The organism is Streptomyces sp. F001 (assembly GCF_004187715.1).
Lineage (GTDB): Bacteria > Actinomycetota > Actinomycetes > Streptomycetales > Streptomycetaceae > Streptomyces > Streptomyces flavusporus.
Genome location: NZ_QZWF01000019.1, coordinates 70,037 through 92,172 on the forward strand (window position 1 = coordinate 70,037; position 22,136 = coordinate 92,172).

Genomic DNA, 22,136 nt, shown 5'->3' on the forward strand with positions numbered 1-22,136 from the left:
CCGATGGCCATGCCGCTGCGTCAGTCCATCAAGGTCGCTACTTACTTGGCTGAACAGAAGCTCCGCAGGCGCGACAAGTTCCCGCTCATCGTCGAGCTCGAACCGCTCTTCGCCTGCAACCTCAAGTGCGAGGGCTGCGGCAAGATCCAGCACCCCGCCGGGGTGCTCAAGCAGCGCATGCCGGTCGCACAGGCCGTGGGAGCGGTGCTGGAGTCCGGGGCGCCGATGGTGTCGATCGCCGGCGGTGAGCCGCTGATGCACCCCCAGATCGACGAGATCGTGCGCCAGCTGGTGGCCAGGCGGAAGTACGTCTTCCTGTGCACCAACGCCATGCTGCTGCGCAAGAAGATGGACAAGTTCAAGCCCTCGCCGTACTTCGCCTTCGCCGTGCACATCGACGGCCTGCGCGAGCGGCACGACGAGTCGGTCGCGAAGGAGGGTGTGTTCGACGAGGCCGTGGCGGCCATCAAGGAGGCCAAGCGGCGCGGCTTCCGGGTCACCACCAACTCGACCTTCTTCAACACCGACACCCCGCAGACCATCGTCGAGGTGCTCAACTTCCTCAACGACGACCTCGAGGTCGACGAGATGATGATCTCGCCCGCCTACGCCTACGAGAAGGCCCCCGACCAGGAGCACTTCCTGGGTGTGGAGCAGACCCGCGAGCTGTTCAAGAAGGCCTTCGCGGGCGGCAACCGGCGCCGTTGGCGGCTCAACCACTCTCCGCTGTTCCTCGACTTCCTCGAGGGCAAGGTCGACTTCCCCTGCACCGCATGGGCGATCCCGAACTACTCGCTGTTCGGCTGGCAGCGCCCCTGCTACCTGATGAGCGACGGCTACGTGCCGACGTACCGCGAACTGATCGAGGAGACCGACTGGGACAAGTACGGCCGCGGCAAGGACCCGCGCTGCGCCAACTGCATGGCGCACTGCGGCTACGAGCCCACCGCCGTCCTCGCCACCATGGGTTCCCTGAAGGAGTCCCTGCGCGCCATGCGCGAGACGGTCTCCGGAAACCGGGAGTGACGCCATGACCGCCATCCCTCTGGGCGTCCCCGAGGTACCGGTCCGGCCGATCGCCGAGCGCCGGAAGAGCCGGCAGATCCAGGTCGGATCCGTGGCGGTGGGCGGAGACGCGCCGGTGTCGGTGCAGTCCATGACCACGACCCGTACGTCGGACATCGGCGCGACCCTTCAGCAGATCGCCGAGCTGACGGCGTCCGGCTGCCAGATCGTCCGGGTCGCCTGTCCGACCCAGGACGACGCGGACGCGCTGGCGACCATCGCGCGCAAGTCGCAGATCCCGGTGATCGCGGACATCCACTTCCAGCCGAAGTACGTGTTCGCCGCGATCGAGGCCGGCTGCGCCGCGGTCCGGGTCAACCCCGGCAACATCAAGCAGTTCGACGACAAGGTCAAGGAGATCGCGGGGGCCGCGAAGGAGCACGGCACGCCGATCCGGATCGGCGTGAACGCGGGCTCGCTGGACCGGCGGCTGCTGCAGAAGTACGGCAAGGCGACGCCGGAGGCGCTGGTGGAGTCGGCGCTGTGGGAGGCGTCGCTGTTCGAGGAGCACGACTTCCGGGACATCAAGATCTCGGTGAAGCACAACGACCCGGTCGTGATGATCGAGGCGTACCGGCAGCTGGCCGCGCAGTGCGACTACCCGCTGCATCTGGGCGTCACGGAGGCGGGCCCGGCGTTCCAGGGCACGATCAAGTCGGCGGTCGCCTTCGGTGCACTGCTGTCGCAGGGCATCGGCGACACGATCCGGGTGTCCCTGTCCGCTCCGCCCGCCGAGGAGGTCAAGGTCGGCATCCAGATCCTGGAGTCGCTGAACCTCAAGGAGCGCGGTCTGGAGATCGTCTCCTGCCCGTCCTGCGGGCGTGCCCAGGTCGATGTGTACAAGCTGGCCGAGGAGGTCACCGCCGGCCTTGAGGGCATGGAGGTCCCGCTGCGCGTCGCGGTCATGGGGTGTGTGGTGAACGGCCCCGGCGAGGCCCGCGAGGCCGACCTCGGCGTCGCCTCCGGCAACGGCAAGGGGCAGATCTTCGTCAAGGGCGAGGTCATCAAGACCGTCCCCGAGTCGAAGATCGTCGAGACGCTGATCGAAGAGGCCATGAAGATCGCCGAGCAGATGGAGCAGGACGGGGCCGCAGCGGGTGCCCCCACCGGCACGGGGAAGCCGGCAGTGACGGTGAGTTGAGGGAAGGCACGGACCGAGAGGGGGCCGAGCGTGACGATTCTGGAGAACATCCGGGGACCACGCGACCTGAAGGCGCTGTCCGAGGCGCAACTGCGCGAACTGTCCGACGAAATAAGAGAGTTCCTGGTGCAGGCGGTCGCCAGGACCGGCGGCCACCTCGGGCCCAATCTGGGGGTGGTGGAACTCTCCGTCGCGCTCCACCGGGTCTTCGAGTCACCGGTCGACCGCATCCTGTGGGACACCGGACACCAGAGCTACGTACACAAGCTGCTGACAGGACGTCAGGACTTCTCCAAGCTGCGCGGCAAGGGCGGGCTGTCCGGCTATCCGTCGCGCGAGGAGTCCGAGCACGACATCATCGAGAACAGCCACGCCTCCACCGCGCTCGGCTGGGCCGACGGACTCGCCAAGGCCCGCCGGGTGCAGGGCGAGAAGGGGCATGTCGTCGCGGTGATCGGTGACGGCGCGCTCACCGGCGGGATGGCCTGGGAGGCGCTGAACAACATCGCGGCCGCCAAGGACCGGCCGCTGATCATCGTCGTCAACGACAACGAGCGCTCGTACGCGCCGACCATCGGGGGGCTGGCCAACCATCTTGCGACGCTGCGCACCACCGACTCGTACGAGAAGGTCCTCGCCTGGGGCAAGGACGTGCTCCTGCGCACCCCGGTCGTGGGAGGAACGGTCTACGAGGCGCTGCACGGCGCGAAGAAGGGCTTCAAGGACGCCTTCGCGCCGCAGGGGATGTTCGAGGACCTCGGCCTGAAGTACGTCGGCCCCATCGACGGACACGACATCAAGGCCGTCGAGTCGGCGCTGCGGCGCGCCAAACGCTTCCACGGGCCGGTGCTGGTGCACTGCCTCACCGTGAAGGGCCGCGGCTATGAACCCGCCCTCGCGCACGAGGAGGACCACTTCCACACCGTCGGCGTGATGGACCCGCTCACCTGCGAGCCGCTGGCTCCGTCCAACGGGCCCTCCTGGACCTCGGTGTTCGGCGACGAGATCGTCAGGATCGGCGAGGAGCGGGAGGACGTCGTGGCGATCACGGCGGCCATGCTGCATCCGGTGGGCCTCGCCGAGTTCGCCCAGCGGTTCCCGGACCGGGTGTGGGACGTCGGCATCGCCGAACAGCACGCGGTGGTTTCCGCGGCCGGCCTCGCGGCCGGCGGACTGCACCCCGTCGTCGCCGTCTACGCCACCTTCCTCAACCGCGCCTTCGACCAGCTCCTGATGGACGTGGCGCTGCACCGCTGCGGGGTGACCTTCGTCCTGGACCGGGCCGGCGTGACCGGCGCCGACGGGGCCTCCCACAACGGCATGTGGGACATGTCGATCCTCCAGGTCGTGCCCGGGCTGCGGATCGCCGCGCCACGCGACGCCGACCAGCTGCGGGCCCAGCTGCGCGAGGCGGTCGCCGTCGACGACGCCCCGACGCTCGTGCGCTTCCCCAAGGAGTCGGTGGGGCCGTGCGTTCCGGCCGTCGACCGGCTGGGCGGCATCGACGTACTGCACTCTTCGGATCCTTCGGATGTCCTGCTGGTCGCCGTCGGCGTGATGGCGCCGGTCTGCCTGCAGGCCGCCGAGCTGCTCGAAGCACGCGGCATCGGCTGCACCGTCGTCGACCCCCGCTGGGTCAAGCCCGTCGACCCGGCGCTGCCCGGCCTCGCCGCCACGCACCGGCTGGTCGCGGTCGTCGAGGACAACAGCCGCGCCTCCGGGGTCGGTGCGGCGGTGGCGCTCGCGCTGAGCGACGCCGAAGTGGACGTGCCCGTACGGCGGTTCGGCATCCCGGAGCAGTTCCTCGCGCACGCCAAGCGCGGTGAGGTGCTGGCCGACATCGGCCTCACACCGGTCGAGATCGCCGGGCGGATCAGCGCGAGCCTGGCCGTCAAGGAGGAGCTGTCCAAGGCGACCGACCTCCACGCGGAGCTGTCCGGGGAGACGGCTGTGACGGAAGAGCTGTCCAAGGAGACTCAGCCATGACAACCGCGGAATCCGCGTCCCAGCCACCGGAGCCGGGGCCCGAGAAGGAGTTCGACCTCGGTGCGCTGCTGGCCCGGCGCGGAGCCGAGCGCTACGAGCTGCACGCCCGGTACCTCAACCACCAGCTCCCGCGCATGCTGCACACGATCGGCTTCGACAAGGTCTACGAGCGGGCCGAGGGCGCCTACTTCTGGGACGCGGACGGCAACGACTACCTGGACATGCTTGCCGGCTTCGGGGTGATGGGCCTGGGCCGCCACCACCCCGTGGTCCGCAAGGCGCTGCACGACGTCCTCGACGCCCAGCTCGCCGACCTCACCCGCTTCGACTGCCAGCCGCTGCCCGGCCTGCTGGCCGAGCGGCTGCTGGCGCACAGCCCGCACCTGGACCGGGTGTTCTTCGGCAACAGCGGCACCGAGGCCGTCGAGACAGCGCTGAAGTTCGCCCGGTACGTCACCGGCCGACCGCGGATCCTGTACTGCACGCACGCCTTCCACGGACTGACCACCGGCTCGCTGTCCGTGAACGGCGAGTCGGGCTTCCGCGACGGCTTCGCCCCGCTGCTGCCCGACACGGCCGTGCCGCTCGGCGACCTCGACGCCCTGGCCCGGGAACTGAAGCGGGGTGACGTCGCCGCCCTGATCGTCGAGCCCATCCAGGGCAAGGGCGTGTACGAGGCCCCGCCCGGCTATCTGCGCGCCGCCCAGGAGCTGCTCCACCGGCACAAGGCGCTGCTCATCGCGGACGAGGTGCAGACCGGGCTGGGCCGGACCGGCGACTTCTACGCCTACCAGCACGAGGAGGGCGTCGAGCCGGACCTGGTGTGCGTGGCCAAAGCCCTCTCGGGCGGCTATGTGCCGGTGGGCGCCACCCTGGGCAGGGACTGGATCTTCAAGAAGGTCTACTCGTCGATGGACCGGGTGCTGGTCCACTCGGCCAGCTTCGGGTCCAACGCCCAGGCCATGGCGGCGGGCCTGGCGGTGCTGTCGGTGATGGAGAACCAGCAGATCGTCGCGGGCGTACGCACCACCGGCGAGCTGCTCAGATCCCGGCTGGCGGCGCTGACCGACACGTACGAGATGCTCGCGGACGTCCGCGGCCGGGGACTGATGATCGGCATCGAGTTCGGCCGGCCCCGGTCGCTGAAGCTGCGCAGCCGCTGGGCCATGCTGCAGGCCGCCCGTAAAGGGCTGTTCGCCCAGATGGTGGTTGTGCCGCTGCTGCAGCGACACCGGATTCTCACCCAGGTCTCCGGCGACCATCTGGAGGTCATCAAGCTGATCCCGCCGCTGATCATCGGCGAGCGGGAGGTGGACCGGTTCGTCGACGCGTTCACGGCCGTGATGGACGACGCACACAACGGCGGCGGGCTGGTGTGGGACTTCGGGAAGACACTGGTGAAGCAGGCGGTCGCCAACCGATAGCGCTTTTGCCTGGAAGGCAACAAATTTGCCCGATGGGCAAAGTGTCCGGCTGAATGGAGGCATGAACTCCTCCGCCTCCGAGCCCGGGGCCGAGCCGGCCGACGGTCTGCCGGTGGTCGCCCCGCAGCTCCGTGCCCTGCGCCGACGGGCCGGCCGCACCCTGGAGGCCGCCGCCCGCCTCGCCGGACTCTCGCCCGCCCATCTCTCCCGGCTGGAGACCGGGCAGCGTCAGCCCTCGCTGCCGATGCTGCTCGCGCTCGCCCGTATCTACGGTACGACCGTCTCGGAGCTGCTCGGCGAGACGGTCGCCGACCAGGATGCCGTCGTGCGCGCGGCCGACATGGAGCCGACCGGAGCGGGCGGCTGGACGTACTGGCAGGCCGGCGCGCCCGGCCGCGGGATGCAGGCGCTGCGCGTCCAGGTGCCGTACGGCTCCCAGGGCGACATCGTGCGCGTGCACCCCGGTGAGGAGTGGCTGTACGTCCTCCAGGGCCGCCTGCGGCTGCGCCTCGGGGACACCGTGCACCTGCTCGCACCGGGGGACAGCGCCCACTTCGACTCGCTGACCCCGCACCGCATCGCCGCCCAGGATCCCGACGGCGTCGAGCTCCTGTTCGTCCACACCCTGCTACAGAGCCCCACGGCCGCGCTGTGCCTCGGCCCCATCACGGGAGAAACGCCATGAGTAACCTCGAGCAGAAGTTCCCGCGGGCCATCTGGGTCCGGCTGTTGATCTACATCGCGGCGGGACATGTCTTCGCCGGCTTCCTCTACCTGCTCTTCGAGGTGGGGGCGAAGTAGGGCCGCAGTCGGGTCCGGCTCAGTCGAGCAGTCGCGCGCGCAGCCGGTCCCGGGTCTCCGGGGCGATCCCCAGTCCCTGTTCCAGGTAGGTGTCGACGCCGCCCCACGTCCCGTCGATGGTCTCGATGGCCGCCGTCAGATACTCGGCGCGCGCGTCGAAGAGAGGGCTGAGAAGCTCCATGACCTCGGGGGAGTAGGCCGAGGCGGAGGTGCTGCTGCGGTGCACCTTGTAGCGGCGGTGCTTGGCGTTCGACTCCAGGTAGTCGGCGAGGATGGCCTCGCGCTCCACGCCGAGGGCGAGCAGCGTGACGGCGATGGACAGGCCGGCGCGGTCCTTGCCCGCCGCGCAGTGCATCAGGGCCGGGACGCTGTCCTCGGCGAGCGCGTGCAGCACCTGGGAGTGCTCGGTCGTGCGCTCCTTGATGATCGTGCGGTACGAGGTGATCATCCGGTTCGCCGCCTTGCCGTCCGCGAGGATCGTGCGCAGCTGGTCCAGGTCGCCGTCCCGGACCATCTTCCAGAACTCGGCGCCGTCCGCGGGGTCCGTCAGTGGCAGGTTCACATTGCGCACACCCGGCAGCTCGACGTCGGGGCCCTCGAGCTTCTGGTCCGCCGCGTTGCGGAAGTCGAAGATCGTGTGCAGTCCGAGGGAGCCGAGGAACTCGGCGTCCTCGTCGGTGGCGTGCGCGAGGTGACCGCTGCGGAACAACACCCCGTACCGCACCCGTCGGCCGTCCACCGTCGGCAGGCCGCCGACGTCACGGAAGTTGCGCACTCCGGCCAGTTCGGGCTCGGTCGACGGCACCTGCTGCGTCACGGGGGCTCCCTCCCATCGGCCCCGTCGGCGCGGCTCGTCGACGGGCACGCAGTCGACGATACGACATGGATTCCTGGGGCAATGAGTTGTCCACAGGAGGTCACCGCCCATTGGACGAGTTGTCCACAGGCGTTGCCCCGGACGCCCGTGGCCCTTGATGATGTTGGTGCTTGAGTGGAGCTGTCGGAATCTGTGGGGGCCTGATGTTGGAGATCGCCGAGAACGGGCGTACGTGGCTGCTGTCGGGGCCCACGAGCAGCTATGCCGTCCACCTCGCCGACGACGACGAGCTGCTGCATCTGCACTGGGGCCCGCGGATCGCGCTCGCCGACGCCGAGGCCCTCGCCGTGCGCCCACTGCCGGACTACTGGCCCTTCGAGTCGCCGCTCGACGGGCGCGAGGAGTATCCCGTCGAGGGCGGCCCTCGCTTCGTGCGGCCCGCCCTGTCCGTGCGCACCGACGAGCGGCGCGGCACCGAGTGGCGTTTCGAGGCCCACGAGACCGCGGACCAGGAGCTGCGGCTGCGCTTCCGCGACGCCGGGCTGGCGATCACCCTGCACTACCGGATGCGTGACGACGTCGTGGAGCGCTGGGTGACCCTGCACAACGACGGGCCCGAGGCCGAGCTGCTGCGTGCCGACTCCGCGACCTGGACCCTGCCGGACCGCGACGCATGGCGGCTGTCCCAGCTGCACGGCCGCTGGGCCGCGGAGTCCCGGCTCGTGCGCTCTCCCCTCACCTACGGTGAGAAGGTCATCGGCAGCCGCCGCGGACACACCGGCCACCAGCATCTGCCGTGGGTGGCGCTGGACACCGACGCGACCGAGGAGCGCGGCGAGGTCTACGGCTGCGCCCTCGCCTGGTCGGGCTCGTGGCGGATCGCCGTCGCACAACTGCCGGACGCGCGCGTGCAGATCACCGGCGGAGCCGGCTACGACGACTCCGGCCTGCTGCGGCTGGCGGCGGGGGAGTCCTTCACCACCCCTGTCTTCGCCGGCCTCTTCAGCGACGGCGGCTTCGGCGGTGCCAGCCGCGCCTGGCACGCCTACCAGCGGGCGTACGTCATTCCGGACGCCGAGCGGGACCGGCCGGTGCTGTTCAACTCCTGGGAGGCCACCGAGTTCGACATCAGCGAGGAGCAGCAGCGGGCGCTCGCCCGGCGGGCCGCGGCGATCGGCGTCGAGCTGTTCGTGGTCGACGACGGCTGGTTCGGGGCGCGCACCAGCGACCGCGCCGGGCTCGGCGACTGGACACCCAACCCCGACCGCTTCCCGGCCGGGCTCAAGCCGCTCGCCGACGACGTGCACGCCCTCGGGATGCAGTTCGGGATCTGGGTCGAGCCCGAGATGGTCAACCCGGACAGCGAGCTGTACCGCGCCCACCCGGACTGGGTGCAGTTCCAACCGGGGCGAAAGCGGGCGGAACTTCGTAATCAGCTCGTACTGAACCTCGCGCGGGAGGATGTGCAGGACTACCTCTGGGAGCAGCTGCACGGGCTCCTGTCCAGCGCCCCGATCGACTACGTCAAGTGGGACTTCAACCGTTGCTTCACCGATGCCGGCTGGCCCGGCGAGCCGTATCCGCAGCGGCTGTGGGTCGACCATGTGCGCGCCGTGTACGCCCTGTTGGACCGGCTGCGGGCGGCCCACCCCGGTGTCGCCTTCGAGTCCTGCTCGGGTGGCGGCGGTCGCATCGACCTCGGTGTGATGAGCCGTACCGACCAGGTGTGGACCTCCGACAACACCGATCCGCTCGACCGGCTCGCCATCCAGGACGGCTTCAGTCAGATTCACCCCGCGCGCGTGATGGCCGCCTGGGTCACCGACAGCCCCAACACCCAGCTCAACGGCCGGGCCAGCTCGTTGCGCTTCCGCTTCGTCAGCGCCATGGCCGGGGTGCTCGGTGTCGGGGGTGACCTCACCCGGTGGACCGACGAGGAGCTTGCGGAGGCCCGGGGCTGGGTGGCGCTCTACAAGGAGATCCGGCCGCTCGTGCAGCGCGGGGACCTCCACCGGCTGCGGCCGCCGCGGGGCGGGCTGAGCGCCGTCCAGTACGTACGCGGCGACGAGGCCGTCGTGCTCGCCTGGCTTCAGGCGCAGAGCTACGGGGAGCCCGTCCCGGCGCTGCGGCTGCGTGGGCTCGACCCCACCGCGTCGTACGAATGCCGCGAAACGGGTGAAGTGCACCGGGGTGCCGTACTGCTGCACCACGGACTGCGCACCAGGCTGCGGGGTGACCTCGATGCGACGGTTCTCCGACTGCGTCGCATCTGACTCTTCTGTCCGAATTAGCCTCTTCATTCCAAGTCGCTCGGGAATAAAGGAACCTGGAGCGATGTCACGTGAGCAGCGTCATATCCGTGACCGTGCGTTGCCCGTCATGTCCACGTAATCCAAGCGCTTTTCAAGGGCATTTGCGGAACATGACGGTTTCGGAATCCACGGAGGGTGACGGTGAATTCGGTGAACTGATCAAGAAGTGGGCGTTCGTGCGGAACCTCTTGCTTGTCCCATTGCGTCTTGGTCGCTTACGTTCCACACCGATCCGGGCGGACGCCTAATCCTGCCGCCGCCCGGTGCCCGCGCAAACCCACCCGTGTACGGCAGGAGCGGGGGACCCACAGGTACAAATGCCTGTTCCGGTCTCCGGAACGGCTAGGGGTACAGCCGCGCTTCGGCGCGGCCGGGCATCTCCAGTCCGCACCCGACAGCTCACCTCGCAGGCGCCGGAGAGGAATTCGCCATGCCCGCGAAGGGTAAGCACCGCCGTCCGAAGACCCAGCGTTTCACCCGTTCCATCGCCATTGCCGGAACCGGTGGCGCCGCACTCGCCCTCCCGCTGATGGGGGCCGCCGGCGCCCATGCCACCACTGTGCAGTCCGCTCCGGAAAACGCCGTTCAGTCGGTCGCCGCAGAGAAGGCCGCCGCCCAGAAGAAGGCCGCCGAAAAGAAGTCCGCCGCCAAGAACGCCGGTGTGAAGACCTATTCGGTGAAGATCGGCGACTATCTTGCGAAGGTCGCCGAGGAGCAGAGCGTCAGCGGTGGCTGGCAGAAGCTCTACCAGGACAACCGTGAGGTCGTCGGCGACAACCCGTCGCTGATCCACCCCGGCCTGAAGCTCACGATCGGCAAGAAGGCCGCGGCGAGCGCGGACGAGCCGTCGTCCGCTTCGTCCTCTTCGTCTCCTTCCTCGTCGTCGGAGTCGCCGGAGGCGTCCAAGGCCTCGAAGTCGTCGAACTCGACGGAGTCCTCGGCGAAGTCGTCCGATCAGTCGTCGTCCGCCGAGTCCTCCGCGTCGAACGCGTCGACGGCCACCCAGAGCTCCGCCGGCACCTCCAGCGGCTACTCCTCCCCCGTTGACGGCGTCGCCGTCGGCACCGCCTACAAGGTGGCAGGCAGCATGTGGTCCAGCGGCTACCACACCGGCGTCGACTTCGCCACGCCGACGGGCACCCCGCTCAAGGCCGTCGGCGCAGGCACGGTCGTCTCCGCGGGCTGGGCCGGTGCGTACGGCAACCAGGTCGTCCTCAAGCTGGCCGACGGCTACTACGCCCAGTACGCCCACCTGTCCTCGCTGTCCGTCTCCGCCGGCCAGACCGTGACCGCGGGCCAGCAGGTCGGCTTCTCGGGCTCGACCGGCAACTCGACCGGTCCGCACCTGCACTTCGAGATCCGCACCACGCCGAACTACGGCTCGGACGTGGACCCGGTCGCGTACCTCCGCTCGCACGGCGTCTCCGTCGGCTGACGCACGCGCTCTCACGCCACCGAAGGCCGGACCCCGATCCCCGGGTCCGGCCTTCGGTGTGCGCGGACGGAGCGGTTATTCCACAGTTGACCAACCTTTTGGCAGTGGCTTATCTCACCGCCCGTCAACCCCTTCCTACGGTCGCGTAGGTCACATTCGAAGCGGAATCATGTCCCGACGTGGCAGACGATTCGAAGAATGACAGCAGATCAGTGATCGGGTCGTACGTGGCGGTGGGGGACAGCTTCACCGAGGGCGTAGGCGACCCCGGCCCCGACGGGGCGTTCGTCGGCTGGGCCGACCGCTTCGCCGTACTGCTCGCGGACCGCCGAGCCGAGGGCGACTTCCAGTACACGAACCTCGCCGTGCGCGGAAAACTGCTCGACCAGATCGTGGCGGACCAGCTTCCGCGGGCCGTCGAACGCGCGCCGGACCTGGTCTCGTTCTGCGCCGGCGGCAACGACATCCTCCGGCCCGGCACCGACCCGGACGACGTCGCCGAGCGCTTCGAGCGGGCGATCGCCGCGCTGACGGCCGTCGCGGGCACAGTGATGGTGACGACCGGCTTCGACACCCGGGGCGTACCCCTGCTGAAGCACCTGCGCGGCAAGATCGCCACCTACAACGGGCATGTGCGGGCCATCGCCGACCGGTACGGCTGTCCGGTGCTCGACCTGTGGTCCCTCAAGTCCGTTCAGGACCGCAGGGCCTGGGACGACGACCGGCTGCACCTCTCGCCCGAGGGGCACACGCGCGTGGCGCTGCGGGCCGGTCAGGTCCTCGGCCTCGCCGTCCCCGCCGATCCGGAGCAGCCCTGGCCGCCAGTTCCACCGCGCGGCACGCTCGACGTCCGGCGGGACGACGTCCAATGGGCGCGCGAGTACCTGGTGCCGTGGATCGGCCGCCGATTGCGCGGCGAGTCGTCGGGCGACCACGTGACGGCGAAGGGGACGCTGTCGCCGGACGACATCAGGATGCGGATCGCGTCGGTGGCTTGAGGCACATCCGTGGCGGAAGCCGGGGGAGCGGGTCGTTCCGATCGCCTGCGTCGGACCGGCCCGCCTCCGGCGCGGACGGGCGTACGCCATGAACCGCAACCTGTCCTCGCGGACGGCTCACGCGTGCCCGGCCGACGACACCTCGGCCAGTCCGAGCTCGCGGGCGAGCGCCTCGTCGACCCACTCCTGGGCCCGGGCGCGGGACAGCGCGCCCGGGTACGACGTCAGCTGGACGGCCAGGCCGTCGAGCAGGGCCGTCAGCCGCAGCGCCGCGCCCATGGGATCCGGGCAGCGGAACTCGCCGGCGGCCACGCCCTCGGCGATGACCTCGGCGATCGCCGCCTTCCAGCGCCTGTCGAGGTCCCGGGTGACCTCCTGCAGGGCCGGCTCGCGCAGGGCGGCAGCCCAGCCCTCTATCCACAGCCGCCAGCCCTTGGCCTGGCCGGTCGGGGCGTACCAGCGCACGGCCGACCGGAGCCGGCGCAGCGCCGTCGTACGCCGGCCGAGCAGCTTGCTCAGCTGGGCCAGGTCGTCCTCGGCGGCGTATGCGAACGCGGCGGCGACGAGCTTTTCCTTCGTCGAGAAGTGATAGAGCACCAGCGCGTTGCTCACGCCGAGCGTGGAGGCCACGTCGGCGATCCGGACCGCCGCGACACCCCGCGCCTCGATCTGCTCCACGGCGGCGCGCAACAACTCCTCGCGCCGTTCCTGCACGCTCAACCGCACTCTCGCCACGCGTTCACCCTAGGCCCTGTCGCACATCGGTGCGCACGCGCGCGCGTGCAGCTTCACCGGTACCAGCCGTAGCGTTCCGCGAGCACCGGGAGCCGGGCCGCCGCGACGGCGTGCGCGGCGGTCCGTGGTGTCGTGCCGTCGGTCTGCGCGCGGGACAGGACGAGGTCGACGAGAGCGCGCATCGAGCGGCGCGTGTACGTGAACGCCTCGTCCGCGTCGGCGCCGATGTCGCCGAAGAGGGTCCACCACCACCAGGCGTTCGTCCCGGAGTTGACCACCACGTCCGGCAGGACCGTGACTCCGCGCCCGGTCAGCAGCTCCTCCGCCTCCGGCAGTACGGGCATGTTGGCCGCCTCGACGATCCAGCGGGCGGTGATCCGGTCCTGGTTCGTGGTGTCGATCGCGTAGGAGACCGCCGCCGGCACCAGCACCTCCGCGTCGGCGGACAGCCAGGCGTCACCGGCCAGTTCACGGTCCCCGGGCCGCAGTACGCCGCGGTCCACCACGCCGTACGCGTCCCGCGCGGCGAGCAGCACCTCGACGTCGAGCCCGTCGGGGTTGGCGATGGTGCCCTTGATGTCGGCGACCGCCACGATCGTCAGACCCGCGCGCGCGAGGAACCGTGCGGTGGCCCCACCCATGGTGCCCAGCCCCTGGACGGCGACCCGCGTCCCGGCATACGGCACTCCGGCCCGGTCGAGGGCCGTGAGCAGCGACTCGGCGACCCCGCAGCCGCCGACCAGCTCGTCGAGCCCGATGCCGTCCACCTCGACCGCGAACGCGTCGGCGAGCCTCTGCCTGGCGGTGGCCTCGTCGTCGAGCAGCGGATACACGGCCTGGACCGACGAGACGAGCCCTGCCTCGGTGGCGGCCCGGTCCACGAGGTCCTGGGTGAGACCGAGGTCCTCGCCCGTGGTCCAGCAGCTCTCGACGTACGGCCGCATGGCCCGCAGGTACCGCACCAGGATTCCGTACGCCTCCGGGTCCCGCGGGTCGCAGTCGATACCGCCCTTGGCGCCGCCGAGCGGGACGTAGCGGCCCTCGGGGTTGTAGTGCAGCGCCTCCTTCATGGTCATGCCGCGCGCGAGCCCGGTGACCTCGTCCGACGTGCAGCCCGCGCGCATCCGCAGCCCACCGCTGGCGACGCCGCGCACCAGCCGGTCGACGACCAGGAAGCCCTGGCGGCCGGTGACGTGGTCGGTCCAGGTGAGCGACAGCAGGGGGGCGGTCATATGGGGACTCCTCGGGGCGGATCGGCCAGTGATTACTGACTCGCGATTCAGTATGGGGCCTGGTCGGCGCAGGAGTGTCGGAGGGGCGGACCATAATGGGAGGCCTTACCGACTCCACCTGGAGGTACCGTGGCCGGTTCCCGTTCCCTGAGCTCCGGGCTCCGCGCACTGCAGCCCGAGGCCTTCGGCGCGGATCCGAGCGGTGAGCGCATGGCGCGCATCCGCAGATCTCCCTACTTCAAGGACGGGGTCTTCCAGAATCCCGGCGGCCCTTCCCGGACCCGGCCGTCGGGGTCGCCACTGGACTTCGCGAAGAAGTACTTCGACAAGGAAGATCGCACGCGCCGTTCCCCGAAGGGTGCGGTGCCGGTGCACGCCACCACGCTCGCCGACCTCGCCAAGCCGCCGGTCACCGGGCTGCGGCTGACCTGGATGGGTCACTCCAGCGTCCTCGCGGAGATCGACGGACAGCGGGTGCTCTTCGACCCCGTCTGGGGTGAGCGCTGCTCACCGTTCCCCTTCGCCGGCCCCAAGCGCCTGCACCCGGTGCCGGTCCCGCTGGCGGCGCTCGGCCCGGTCGACGTCGTGGTCATCTCGCACGACCACTACGACCACCTGGACATGCCCACGATCAAGGCGCTGGCCGACACGGACACCCTGTTCGCCGTCCCGCTCGGCGTCGGCGCACACCTCGAGCACTGGGGCGTGTCCGCCGAGCGGCTGCGCGAACTGGAGTGGCACGAGACGACGCGGGTCGGCGGGCTCACCCTGACCGCCACCCCCGCCCGTCACTTCTGCGGCCGTGGCCTGCGCAACACCCAGCACACGCTGTGGGCCTCCTGGGTCGTGGCGGGGGACGAGCACCGGATATTCCACAGCGGTGACACCGGGTACTTCGAGGGCTTCCAGGACATCGGCGCCGACTACGGCCCGTTCGACGCGACGATGATCCAGCTCGGCGCGTACAGCGAGTTCTGGCCCGACATCCACATGACTCCGGACGAGGGCATGCGCGCCCACCTCGACCTTCAGGGCGGGGAGCCGGGCGGCGTGCTGCTGCCCATCCACTGGGGGACCTTCAACCTCGCCCCGCATGCCTGGGCCGAGCCCGGCGAGTGGACGATGGACGCCGCCGGCGCGGTCGGACAGGTGGTCGCCGTCCCTGTTCCGGGCGAGCCCTTCGAGTCGGCTGGAATCCTCCCCACGCGCCCCTGGTGGCGGGATGTGTCCCTGCCGCTGAACCGCAAGTGGCCCGTTCCGGAGATCACCCCGGAGGCGTCTCGTGACGACCTCGACCTTGTGGGTGAGGGCTGACCGTGGACGAGCTGAAGCACGTGACGGACGTCCTTGCAACCATGTCGGAGGCCGAGCGATAGAAGGTCCTGCGGGTCATCGACGGGCCGCCGCGTCGGCAGAGTCAGGAACGGGTGTCGGAGTTCCGGCCGTGGCCCTCCGCCTGCCGTGGCGGCGCGAGTGTGCGAGTGACAGTGAGTGGCGCGTAGAGCCATGCGGCAGACGATCGGCCTTACTGGCCATCTCCGGGACCTGCGCCTGGGGGGCACTTCAGGGCGTGAGCGCGTAGCTGGTTGCAGGGTGTCCAAGTCAGGAGTGGCGGTCGTGGAGTGGCAGTTCATTCCGTGGTAGCGGCATGTCTTCCTGCTGGGGAGCCTCCCGAATCCGACCGTTACGGCTGGTCGATGACGTCCCTCGTCAAGTCGTATGCGTTCGATCAGGAACATCATGACCTTGATGCGGCCGGCCTTTCGGTGCGTCCCCTGGACCTCGGCAAGTGCGGCACAGATGCCAATCGCGCGATGGCGAAACCTGCAGGAGCATTCCGGTTTCAAGCTGGTGGAGTCCGCCCAGGCCCGCTGGCGGGCCGTGAACGCACCCCACCTCGTCGTCCTTGTCCGGGCAGGTGCCCGCTTCGAAGGCGGCCAGCTCGTTGAACGCCCCACCACCGTGGCAGCATGACCGACTTCGGCCCAGCGCCCGCTGACATGAGAAACCGTCCGCATACCTTTCGACAGGTATGCAGACGGCTCTCAGTCGGCCACACCTCGTCTACGCCTGGATCCACCGCCTCAGCGCCTCGACCGTGTCCTCCGGCGTCGTGTTGAAGCACAGCCGGATCCCGGGCGCCGCCTCGGTGAGGAGGTTGACCAGCCGCTCGAACAGCAGGGTGTTCTCCGGCAGCATCCGCACGCCACCGCCGATCATCGCCAAGCCGAACGCGTGCTTCTGGAGCTGCTCCCGGACAGTCGCCTCGGCGCGGTCTGGAGAGATGTCGATCAGGCACACAACAGCATCGAACCCCGCTTCGCGCAGCGCCGCGTTCGCCGCCTCGATCCGGGCAGTGAGCACCGCCTCGTCGACACCGTCGGGCATCCGGCTGTAGTCGAGCGCACTCGGGTGCAGACCGATGGACAGTACCTTCGTGTCGCCCGGCAGGGGAGTCGAGGTCGTCGGTCGACCCATGGACGGTGTCCTCTCTGCTCACATCACGCTGATCTTCCCGGTGTATCACGGAAGTTGGGCAGAGGGCCCGCTCGGTTCGAAATCGGCAGACGATCTCGGCCGGCTCCCGAGCGCGATGATCGCTCTCTGTCCCAACTGACACGCCAACAAGACGTACGGCGCCGACAGGGAAGCGCTCACAGAGGCTCTCCGTGCTGATGCCCTGAGGCTGCACGAAGACGGCGTGCGGCGCTTTTCGCGAAGTACCTGGTACCGGCGGGCATGGCGGACGATGTGCGAGGAGTTGGAGGAGGTCATCCAGCTGACGGGTTGTTCCGGGGCAAGGCGAATATTCGAGATGGCTGCCGAGTCCGGCAGCGTAGTACGCCAGGCTGTCTCTGTGTACCGTTCGGATTCATGGGTGACCTGGCAGGGCGCTGACACGAAAGATGCAAGCGACTGTGCAGGTCAGGACGTTGTGATGGGTTCGAAGCGGAGGGTCATTCCGAGGCTGTTGGCTTCCTTGATCATGCGGCGCATGGCGCGTTCGGGGTCACGCTTGGTGAAGTAGTCGGCGCCGAGGTCGCGGTAGGGGACGTGGTCGTGCAGGACGTGCCAGATCGCGATGGCGAGTTTGTGCATGACCGCGACCATGGCGCGCTTGCCTCCCCTGCGTGCGGAGATGCGCCGGAAGTAGGCGGCGAGGTAGGTGTCCTTGTTCCTGATCGCGGCCATGGCGACGACGCCGAGCAACCGTTTGAGGTTGCTGTTGCCCGGTCGGGTCTTCCCCGACTTGCTCACTCCCGCGGATTCGTTCTGCCCGGGGCAGACACCGATCCACGAGGCGAGGTGTCCGGCAGTTGGGAACTGGTTCATGTCCCCACCGGTCTCGGCCAGGATGATCTCCGCTGCCATCCGGCCGATTCCCGGGATCGAGTCGAGAAGGTCGAGCTCGTGCTCGCGCTCGGCCAGAAGGCCGGCGATCCGCGCGTCGAACGCGGTGACGGCACTCTTGAAGCGGTCGATCTCATCGAGGTAGTGGCGGACCATGAACGCGTGGTGGTCGGTGAACTCGCCGTCCAGGGCCTCGATGAGGGCTGGGATCTTCGCGCGGGCCTTGCCGACGGCGAGGCCGGCCAGCTGCCCGGGGTCACGTTCCCCGGCGATGAGAGCCTCCAGGATCGCCCGGCCGCTCACGCCCGTCACATCGGTCAGCACCGAGGTGAGCTTCATGCCGGTGTCCTCCGGCTCCTTCTCCAGCCGCTGAACCTCCCAGCCCGCGGCCCGCACGAGCTCGGTACGCCTGCGGGTCAGATCCCGCAGTTCCCGGACCGCACGCTCGGGGACGAACGAGGCCATCACCAGCCCGGACGCACCGGCCCGGGCGAGGAAGGCCGCGTCGCTGGGGTCGCTCTTGCGCCCCCGGATCCCCTTGAGGTGGGCAGGGTTGACCAGCATCAGGTTCAGATGGGGCTGCAGAAGGTAGTAGACACCGCGCCAGTAGTCGGCGGTGGCCTCCATGACCACCACCTCAACCTCACGCTCCGTCAGCCAGCCCAACAGCCAGCGGACTTCCGACCGCGTGGTCCCGAACCGCTCGGTCTCCAAACTCCACGTCCCCGACCGCTTTGTGCTGGGCGTGCGCACGCAGGCCAGCAGGAAACGCTTGCCCAGGTCCACTCCCGCGGACCGCAGATGGATGACCTCGTCCTTCACATCCTGCCGATTCATCGCCCGCTCCCGACGGCCGCACCCACCCCGCTCGGCGGCTGTCCCGGAGGAGTCAAGGGAAGACTCGGAATCTGACACGCGTGCTCCCGGACGGCAGATGCCGCCATGGCGACAAACCGTGGTCCCCTCGGCTGACCCCCGCACCATCCTGGCAAACGAGCTCACCGGCATCGCAGAGCCATCGGCGTGGCCGGGACATCCAGGTCTACTTTCCCGCACTCGGGGTGATCAGCGCAGCGATACGCGTTCCTGGCAAGAATTGAACCGGGCGTACTGGGACGAGCGGGTGCCCGTACATCTGGGCTCGGACCTCTACGACATGGAGCAGTTCCGTGCCCGGCCCGATTCATTGAAGGGCTTCGAGACGGCCGAGGTGGGGGATGTCAGGGGCAAGCGCCTGATCCATCTGCAGTGCCACTTCGGCCGGGACACGCTGTCGTGGGCGGCACGAGGAGCCCAGGTCACCGGGCTGGACTTCTCTCCGCCCGAGATCGAAGCGGCCTCACGACTCGCGACCGAACTCGGCATCGACGCACGCTTCCTGACCGCGGACGTCTATGACTCCGTCTCAGCGGTCGGGGGGGGGAGACATTCGACATCGTCTACACCAGTTTCGGGGCGCTGAACTGGCTTCCTGACATCACGCGCTGGGCATCGGTGGTCGCAACACTGCTCGCCCCCGCCGGCTTTCTGTACCTTGCGGAGTTCCACCCGTTCAGCTTCGCCCTCGACGACGAGACCGGAAGCACGGTCGCGCATGACTACTTCGACGAGGGACCGGAAGCCTCGGGAGGCCCCGGCACCTACGCCGACGAGGTGGCGACGACCGAGCACAACGCGACCGTCGAGTGGAGGCACAGGCTTTCGACGGTTGTCTCTGCGATCGCCGGATGGCGAGCGATGACGCCGATCAGCGACGACCTTGCCGAGGTCGCGCAGATACTGGCGCGACTCACGTCCCAAGGGCGCGATCGCGTGCTGCGGGCATTGGACGGGGTACCCCGCAGGAGCGACCGGACGTCGCCCAGCTTTTCAGACCCAGGTCTGTGTAGCGAACGGCCCTGGCTCACTTTCGGAGGTGACGGAGCGTACCGCTATCCGAGGAGGACGCGGTGGCGCAGCAGAGCGAAGCCTGCTGCGCCCATGCATACGGCGCGCCATCCGTTCGGTCTTGGTGTTGACACCCTCGGCGGGGCCGTTGCTGTACCGAAGTGTGAGCCTGGCGATCACGGCGTCGAGGTCTGAAGTTTCCCCGTGATGTTGGACACTCGATGCTTACGCCACGAGGGCGTGTCCTTGTTCGTGTCGTTGCCGGATCTCCAGCGGGGTGAGGTAGCCCCAGACCGGATGCTTCCGCAGTCGCCGGCGGTTGTAGAAGGTCTCGATGAAGGCGAAGACCTCCGCTCGGGCGCTCGCCCGGTCCGGCCAGCAGCGGGTGCCGATCTCTTCCTTCAGCAGTGCGAAGAATGACTCGGCGGCGGCGTTGTCGAAGCACGAGCCGGTGCGGCCCATGCTCTGCCGCAGCCCCAACCGGCATATCTCGCGGCGGAGTTCGTCGGAGGTGTATTCGCTGCCGCGGTCCGAATGCGCGATGCAGCCGGGCTGGAGCCGGCTGCGTGCGGCAGCCATGACCAGCGCGTCGACGACCAGCGAGGCGCGGTGGTGGTCGGCCATGGAGTAGCCGACGATCTCGCGGGTCGCCAGATCGAGCCAGGTCGCCAGGTAGAGCCAGCCCTCCTCGGTGGCGATGAAGGTGATGTCGCCGACGAGCTTCATCCCGGGTGCCGGGGCGGTGAAGTCCCGCCCGAGCAGGTCCGCCGCGGGCACGGCCCTCTTGGCCGGGCGGGTCAGCGACCGGCGCCTGCGGCGGGTCACGCCGGCGATGCCGCGCTCGCGCATGACGCGCTCGATGCGCTTGCGGTTGATCCGGTGCCCGAGCCGGCGCAGCTCAGCATGGATCCGCGGCACCCCGTAGGCGCGGCGGGAGGCGAGGTGCAGCACGGTGATCTCGTGCGCCAGGGCGTCGTCGGCAGCCTGCTTCGCCCGCCGGGTCTTCTCGCCGGCCAGCCACGCGTAGAAGGAGGAGCGGGCCACCTTCAGCAGCCGGCACAGAAGAGCGACGCCATGGATGGTCTTCTCCGCCTCGATGAACGCGTACACATCGCTCATCGATCGCTCTCCTTCGCGAAGAAGACCGCCGCTTTTCGCAGCACCTCGATCGTCTCCGCCTGCTCGGCGGCCAACCTCCGCAGCCGGCGCAGCTCTTCGCGCTCGGCCGTCGTCAGCTCTCCCGGCGCCCCCTGCCCGCGGTCGATCGTGTCCTGCTTGACCCAGTTCCGCAGTCCCTCAGCGCTGACCCCGAGCTCCCGGGCCACCTCGGTGACGGTCTTCCCGGAGGAGCGCACGAGCGCGACCGCGTCCCGTTTGAACTCCTCCGTGTACCGCCTGCTGCGGTTGCTCTTGCTTCCCACCTGGTGCTACTTCCTCTGGAACCTCACGTCCCAGTCTCCAGGTGTCCGTGATCAAGGGGAAGCTTCACTCCCCGTCCAGGCTCCGGGTGAAGGCATGCAGATGGGGCAGGCTGGCTTGTTCGGGGCCGGGCGATCCAGCGCGCGTGAGCACGTCGGCGTGCGGCGTAAGGAGCAGTGCGAAGTCCCGTTTTCTGCTGCCAGTTGAGTCATCTCGGGGCAGGCGGCGGCGAGCTTGGCCAGAAGTTCGTATTGCTCGGCCCCGGTTGATGTACTTGTGCAGGAGGTTCAGGCAGCCCGTGAGGCCGAGGATCTTGGTCTCCTCGAAGAGGCGCGTAACGGGGACGCCCGGATCCTCGGCTCGGCGTTTGGGCAGGTGCTCGCGGTAGTGGCCGAGGAGGCTGGCGCGGTACTTGGGAACGCGGAGCATGCGCTCAGGCCGTCGGCACGAGCGTACCTTTTGACGGTGTCAGGGCCAATTGCAGTCGGGGGACGCATTCGAGCAGGCCGACGCCCTGGTCGAGCAGGCCGTCGATCGGGTGCCAGCGTTCGAGGGTGGTCTGGGCGCGGGGCCCGTTGTACAGGGGCGCATCCAGCACGGTGGCCCAGCAGGTGCTGTGCGCTTTGACCTTGCTCAGAGCGGCTTCGCACAGGTTCTTCCACACATGCCATCGGTCTCCGACCTGGACCGCGCCCGGGCAGAGCGCGCCGAATGGCCTCGGCAAATCAACGATCACAGTGTGACGCCGGCGTAGGGCGAAGTCGTCGACATTGATCACACGGGGCACCCGCCCGGTGGGCAACGGGATCCGCAGTAGGGCGCGCAGAGCCGTGTGACGCGACAGACTCACCGCCAGAATCGCCAGCGGCCGCCCGCTAACTCCTTGACCATGGCATTGACTTGCCTGGTCAGGCGGGTGGTACGACGCTGGTACTGGTCCAGGACGTCGGGCACTTGTTCGCGGAAGATGTGACTGCAGTCGCGCGTGAGACACCAAGCGCCGCACCCGCACACGGACCACCACCCGGCGCCCGTCGATCGGCAGGTCGGCCACCGTCCGCCAGTGATAGCCGTGCACGCGCTCCGACGGCGCCCCGCACGCGGGGTAGCCCTCGGTGTCCGGCCGAGTCTGTGCCCGCATCACGATCCGCTCGCCCGCGTCGAGCACGTCCCTGATGACCAGTGGGGACAGACCCGAAAGCACCGTCTTCACAAGCTCGTTGACCTCAATCATTCGAATGTCAATGAGGCCCACGACGCTCCGTCACCACCGAAAGGAGCAATGCTCAAGACCTAATAGCAGTGCACGGTGGCGGGTGACCCCTACTCAAGGCCTGGAGCCGGACTCCTCTCCACAGGCAGAGGGCCCCGTCGCCGTGCACACCTGCCGGTGTGTCGCGTATCTGGCCGATGACGTCATGATCGTGACCTGAGCCGTCCGTACGGCCACCTCTCCCTCGCTGCGCGAGCCACTGAGCTCCTTCCAGAGACCGAGGCCCGTGCGGGGAGCTGGGGCTGCGAACTGCTCATCGG

At 69.1% G+C, this 22,136-nt stretch carries 19 protein-coding genes, 2 pseudogenes and 1 riboswitch; of the genes and pseudogenes, 13 read left to right on the top strand and 8 right to left on the bottom strand.

Features of this window, described 5'->3' with window-relative positions; all coding sequences use genetic code 11:
* Nucleotides 1-3 precede the first annotated feature (3 nt).
* The 6 genes from hpnH to StrepF001_RS36340 all read left to right on the top strand — a co-directional run bounded on the left by hpnH (nt 4) and on the right by StrepF001_RS36340 (nt 6,417).
* Nucleotides 4-1,026, top strand: a complete 1,023-nt coding sequence (hpnH, locus tag StrepF001_RS36315; RefSeq protein WP_129802431.1) for an adenosyl-hopene transferase HpnH — start codon at nt 4-6, stop codon at nt 1,024-1,026.
* Between the two features lie 4 nt (nt 1,027-1,030).
* Nucleotides 1,031-2,206 (top strand): flavodoxin-dependent (E)-4-hydroxy-3-methylbut-2-enyl-diphosphate synthase, encoded by a 1,176-nt coding sequence (gene ispG, locus StrepF001_RS36320; protein ID WP_129802432.1) that lies wholly within the window; start codon nt 1,031-1,033, stop codon nt 2,204-2,206.
* A gap of 30 nt (nt 2,207-2,236) precedes the next feature.
* Nucleotides 2,237-4,192 carry a 1-deoxy-D-xylulose-5-phosphate synthase gene (dxs, locus tag StrepF001_RS36325; protein ID WP_129802433.1) on the top strand — a complete coding sequence of 652 codons (1,956 nt, stop codon included), beginning with the start codon at nt 2,237-2,239 and terminating at the stop codon, nt 4,190-4,192.
* A complete protein-coding gene (locus StrepF001_RS36330; RefSeq protein WP_129802434.1) occupies nt 4,189-5,616 on the top strand; it encodes an aspartate aminotransferase family protein in 1,428 nt (475 codons plus the stop codon). The genes dxs and StrepF001_RS36330 overlap by 4 nt, the downstream gene beginning before the upstream one ends.
* Nucleotides 5,617-5,677: 61 nt before the next feature.
* Nucleotides 5,678-6,301 carry an XRE family transcriptional regulator gene (locus StrepF001_RS36335; protein WP_129802435.1) on the top strand — a complete coding sequence of 208 codons (624 nt, stop codon included), beginning with the start codon at nt 5,678-5,680 and terminating at the stop codon, nt 6,299-6,301.
* Nucleotides 6,298-6,417: a DUF6126 family protein gene (locus StrepF001_RS36340; RefSeq protein WP_129802436.1), complete on the top strand. Its 120-nt coding sequence runs from the start codon at nt 6,298-6,300 to the stop codon at nt 6,415-6,417. Before StrepF001_RS36335 ends, StrepF001_RS36340 begins: the two co-directional genes overlap by 4 nt.
* Before the next feature lie 19 nt (nt 6,418-6,436).
* Here StrepF001_RS36340 and StrepF001_RS36345 read toward each other — a convergent pair whose 3' ends face one another.
* Nucleotides 6,437-7,234: a tyrosine-protein phosphatase gene (locus StrepF001_RS36345; RefSeq protein ID WP_129802437.1), complete on the bottom strand. Its 798-nt coding sequence runs from the start codon at nt 7,232-7,234 to the stop codon at nt 6,437-6,439.
* A 203-nt stretch (nt 7,235-7,437) separates the two neighbouring features.
* On the opposite strand from StrepF001_RS36345, the gene StrepF001_RS36350 reads away from it, so the two are divergent.
* The 3 genes from StrepF001_RS36350 to StrepF001_RS36360 all read left to right on the top strand — a co-directional run bounded on the left by StrepF001_RS36350 (nt 7,438) and on the right by StrepF001_RS36360 (nt 11,979).
* Nucleotides 7,438-9,507: an alpha-galactosidase gene (locus StrepF001_RS36350; protein ID WP_129802438.1), complete on the top strand. Its 2,070-nt coding sequence runs from the start codon at nt 7,438-7,440 to the stop codon at nt 9,505-9,507.
* Between the two features lie 307 nt (nt 9,508-9,814).
* A riboswitch (cyclic di-AMP (ydaO/yuaA leader) is annotated at nt 9,815-9,972 on the top strand.
* Nucleotides 9,973-9,976: 4 nt separating this feature from the next.
* Nucleotides 9,977-10,981: a M23 family metallopeptidase gene (locus StrepF001_RS36355; RefSeq protein ID WP_129802439.1), complete on the top strand. Its 1,005-nt coding sequence runs from the start codon at nt 9,977-9,979 to the stop codon at nt 10,979-10,981.
* 212 nt (nt 10,982-11,193) lie between these two features.
* The gene (locus StrepF001_RS36360) at nt 11,194-11,979 is read left to right on the top strand and encodes an SGNH/GDSL hydrolase family protein (RefSeq protein WP_129802464.1); all 786 of its coding nucleotides are present in this window, start codon (nt 11,194-11,196) and stop codon (nt 11,977-11,979) included.
* Between the two features lie 117 nt (nt 11,980-12,096).
* Here the strand turns inward: StrepF001_RS36360 and StrepF001_RS36365 are convergent, their stop codons facing one another.
* Both StrepF001_RS36365 and StrepF001_RS36370 read right to left on the bottom strand, forming a co-directional pair.
* Nucleotides 12,097-12,714 carry a TetR family transcriptional regulator C-terminal domain-containing protein gene (locus StrepF001_RS36365; RefSeq protein ID WP_206307046.1) on the bottom strand — a complete coding sequence of 206 codons (618 nt, stop codon included), beginning with the start codon at nt 12,712-12,714 and terminating at the stop codon, nt 12,097-12,099.
* Between the two features lie 53 nt (nt 12,715-12,767).
* Nucleotides 12,768-13,946 carry a glutamate dehydrogenase gene (locus StrepF001_RS36370; protein ID WP_129802440.1) on the bottom strand — a complete coding sequence of 393 codons (1,179 nt, stop codon included), beginning with the start codon at nt 13,944-13,946 and terminating at the stop codon, nt 12,768-12,770.
* A gap of 129 nt (nt 13,947-14,075) precedes the next feature.
* Here StrepF001_RS36370 and StrepF001_RS36375 point away from each other — a divergent pair, with 129 nt between their 5' ends.
* Together StrepF001_RS36375 and StrepF001_RS48655 are read left to right on the top strand one after the other, a co-directional pair.
* The gene (locus tag StrepF001_RS36375) at nt 14,076-15,260 is read left to right on the top strand and encodes an MBL fold metallo-hydrolase (protein ID WP_129802441.1); all 1,185 of its coding nucleotides are present in this window, start codon (nt 14,076-14,078) and stop codon (nt 15,258-15,260) included.
* A 528-nt stretch (nt 15,261-15,788) separates the two neighbouring features.
* Nucleotides 15,789-15,920: pseudogene (locus tag StrepF001_RS48655) on the top strand (IS256 family transposase); the annotation flags it as partial.
* A gap of 90 nt (nt 15,921-16,010) precedes the next feature.
* Here StrepF001_RS48655 and StrepF001_RS36385 read toward each other — a convergent pair.
* Both StrepF001_RS36385 and StrepF001_RS36390 read right to left on the bottom strand, forming a co-directional pair.
* The gene (locus StrepF001_RS36385; protein WP_129802442.1) at nt 16,011-16,424 is read right to left on the bottom strand and encodes a hypothetical protein; all 414 of its coding nucleotides are present in this window, start codon (nt 16,422-16,424) and stop codon (nt 16,011-16,013) included.
* Between the two features lie 447 nt (nt 16,425-16,871).
* Nucleotides 16,872-18,134 carry an IS110 family transposase gene (locus StrepF001_RS36390; RefSeq protein ID WP_129802443.1) on the bottom strand — a complete coding sequence of 421 codons (1,263 nt, stop codon included), beginning with the start codon at nt 18,132-18,134 and terminating at the stop codon, nt 16,872-16,874.
* A gap of 319 nt (nt 18,135-18,453) precedes the next feature.
* On the opposite strand from StrepF001_RS36390, the gene StrepF001_RS50220 reads away from it, so the two are divergent.
* Entirely contained in the window at nt 18,454-18,759 is a 306-nt protein-coding gene (locus tag StrepF001_RS50220; RefSeq protein WP_206307047.1) for a class I SAM-dependent methyltransferase, read from the top strand.
* A gap of 32 nt (nt 18,760-18,791) precedes the next feature.
* Entirely contained in the window at nt 18,792-19,379 is a 588-nt protein-coding gene (locus StrepF001_RS50225) for a hypothetical protein (RefSeq protein WP_346656984.1), read from the top strand.
* A gap of 30 nt (nt 19,380-19,409) precedes the next feature.
* Here StrepF001_RS50225 and StrepF001_RS36405 read toward each other — a convergent pair whose 3' ends face one another.
* From StrepF001_RS36405 to StrepF001_RS36415, 3 genes and pseudogenes are all read right to left on the bottom strand, one after another.
* Nucleotides 19,410-20,303 (bottom strand): IS3 family transposase, encoded by an 894-nt coding sequence (locus StrepF001_RS36405; protein ID WP_129799404.1) that lies wholly within the window; start codon nt 20,301-20,303, stop codon nt 19,410-19,412.
* Complete coding sequence (locus tag StrepF001_RS36410; protein WP_129799403.1) at nt 20,300-20,605, bottom strand: transposase; 306 nt, start codon at nt 20,603-20,605, stop codon at nt 20,300-20,302. The genes StrepF001_RS36405 and StrepF001_RS36410 overlap by 4 nt, the downstream gene beginning before the upstream one ends.
* 67 nt (nt 20,606-20,672) lie before the next feature.
* Nucleotides 20,673-21,843 (bottom strand): annotated as a pseudogene (locus StrepF001_RS36415) (transposase family protein); the annotation flags it as partial.
* Nucleotides 21,844-22,136 lie beyond the last annotated feature (293 nt).

Excerpts from the sequence above, each read along its gene's own strand:
- StrepF001_RS36330 (WP_129802434.1), top strand. The coding sequence starts at position 4,189 with ATGACAACCGCGGAATCCGCGTCCCAGCCACCGGAGCCGGGGCCCGAG.
- StrepF001_RS36385 (WP_129802442.1), bottom strand. The coding sequence starts at position 16,424 with ATGGGTCGACCGACGACCTCGACTCCCCTGCCGGGCGACACGAAGGTA.
- ispG (WP_129802432.1), top strand. The coding sequence starts at position 1,031 with ATGACCGCCATCCCTCTGGGCGTCCCCGAGGTACCGGTCCGGCCGATC.
- StrepF001_RS36390 (WP_129802443.1), bottom strand. The coding sequence starts at position 18,134 with ATGAATCGGCAGGATGTGAAGGACGAGGTCATCCATCTGCGGTCCGCG.
- StrepF001_RS36355 (WP_129802439.1), top strand. The coding sequence starts at position 9,977 with ATGCCCGCGAAGGGTAAGCACCGCCGTCCGAAGACCCAGCGTTTCACC.
- StrepF001_RS36350 (WP_129802438.1), top strand. The coding sequence starts at position 7,438 with ATGTTGGAGATCGCCGAGAACGGGCGTACGTGGCTGCTGTCGGGGCCC.
- StrepF001_RS36340 (WP_129802436.1), top strand. The coding sequence starts at position 6,298 with ATGAGTAACCTCGAGCAGAAGTTCCCGCGGGCCATCTGGGTCCGGCTG.
- StrepF001_RS36405 (WP_129799404.1), bottom strand. The coding sequence starts at position 20,303 with ATGAGCGATGTGTACGCGTTCATCGAGGCGGAGAAGACCATCCATGGC.
- StrepF001_RS36335 (WP_129802435.1), top strand. The coding sequence starts at position 5,678 with ATGAACTCCTCCGCCTCCGAGCCCGGGGCCGAGCCGGCCGACGGTCTG.
- StrepF001_RS36370 (WP_129802440.1), bottom strand. The coding sequence starts at position 13,946 with ATGACCGCCCCCCTGCTGTCGCTCACCTGGACCGACCACGTCACCGGC.
- hpnH (WP_129802431.1), top strand. The coding sequence starts at position 4 with ATGGCCATGCCGCTGCGTCAGTCCATCAAGGTCGCTACTTACTTGGCT.
- StrepF001_RS50220 (WP_206307047.1), top strand. The coding sequence starts at position 18,454 with ATGGAGCAGTTCCGTGCCCGGCCCGATTCATTGAAGGGCTTCGAGACG.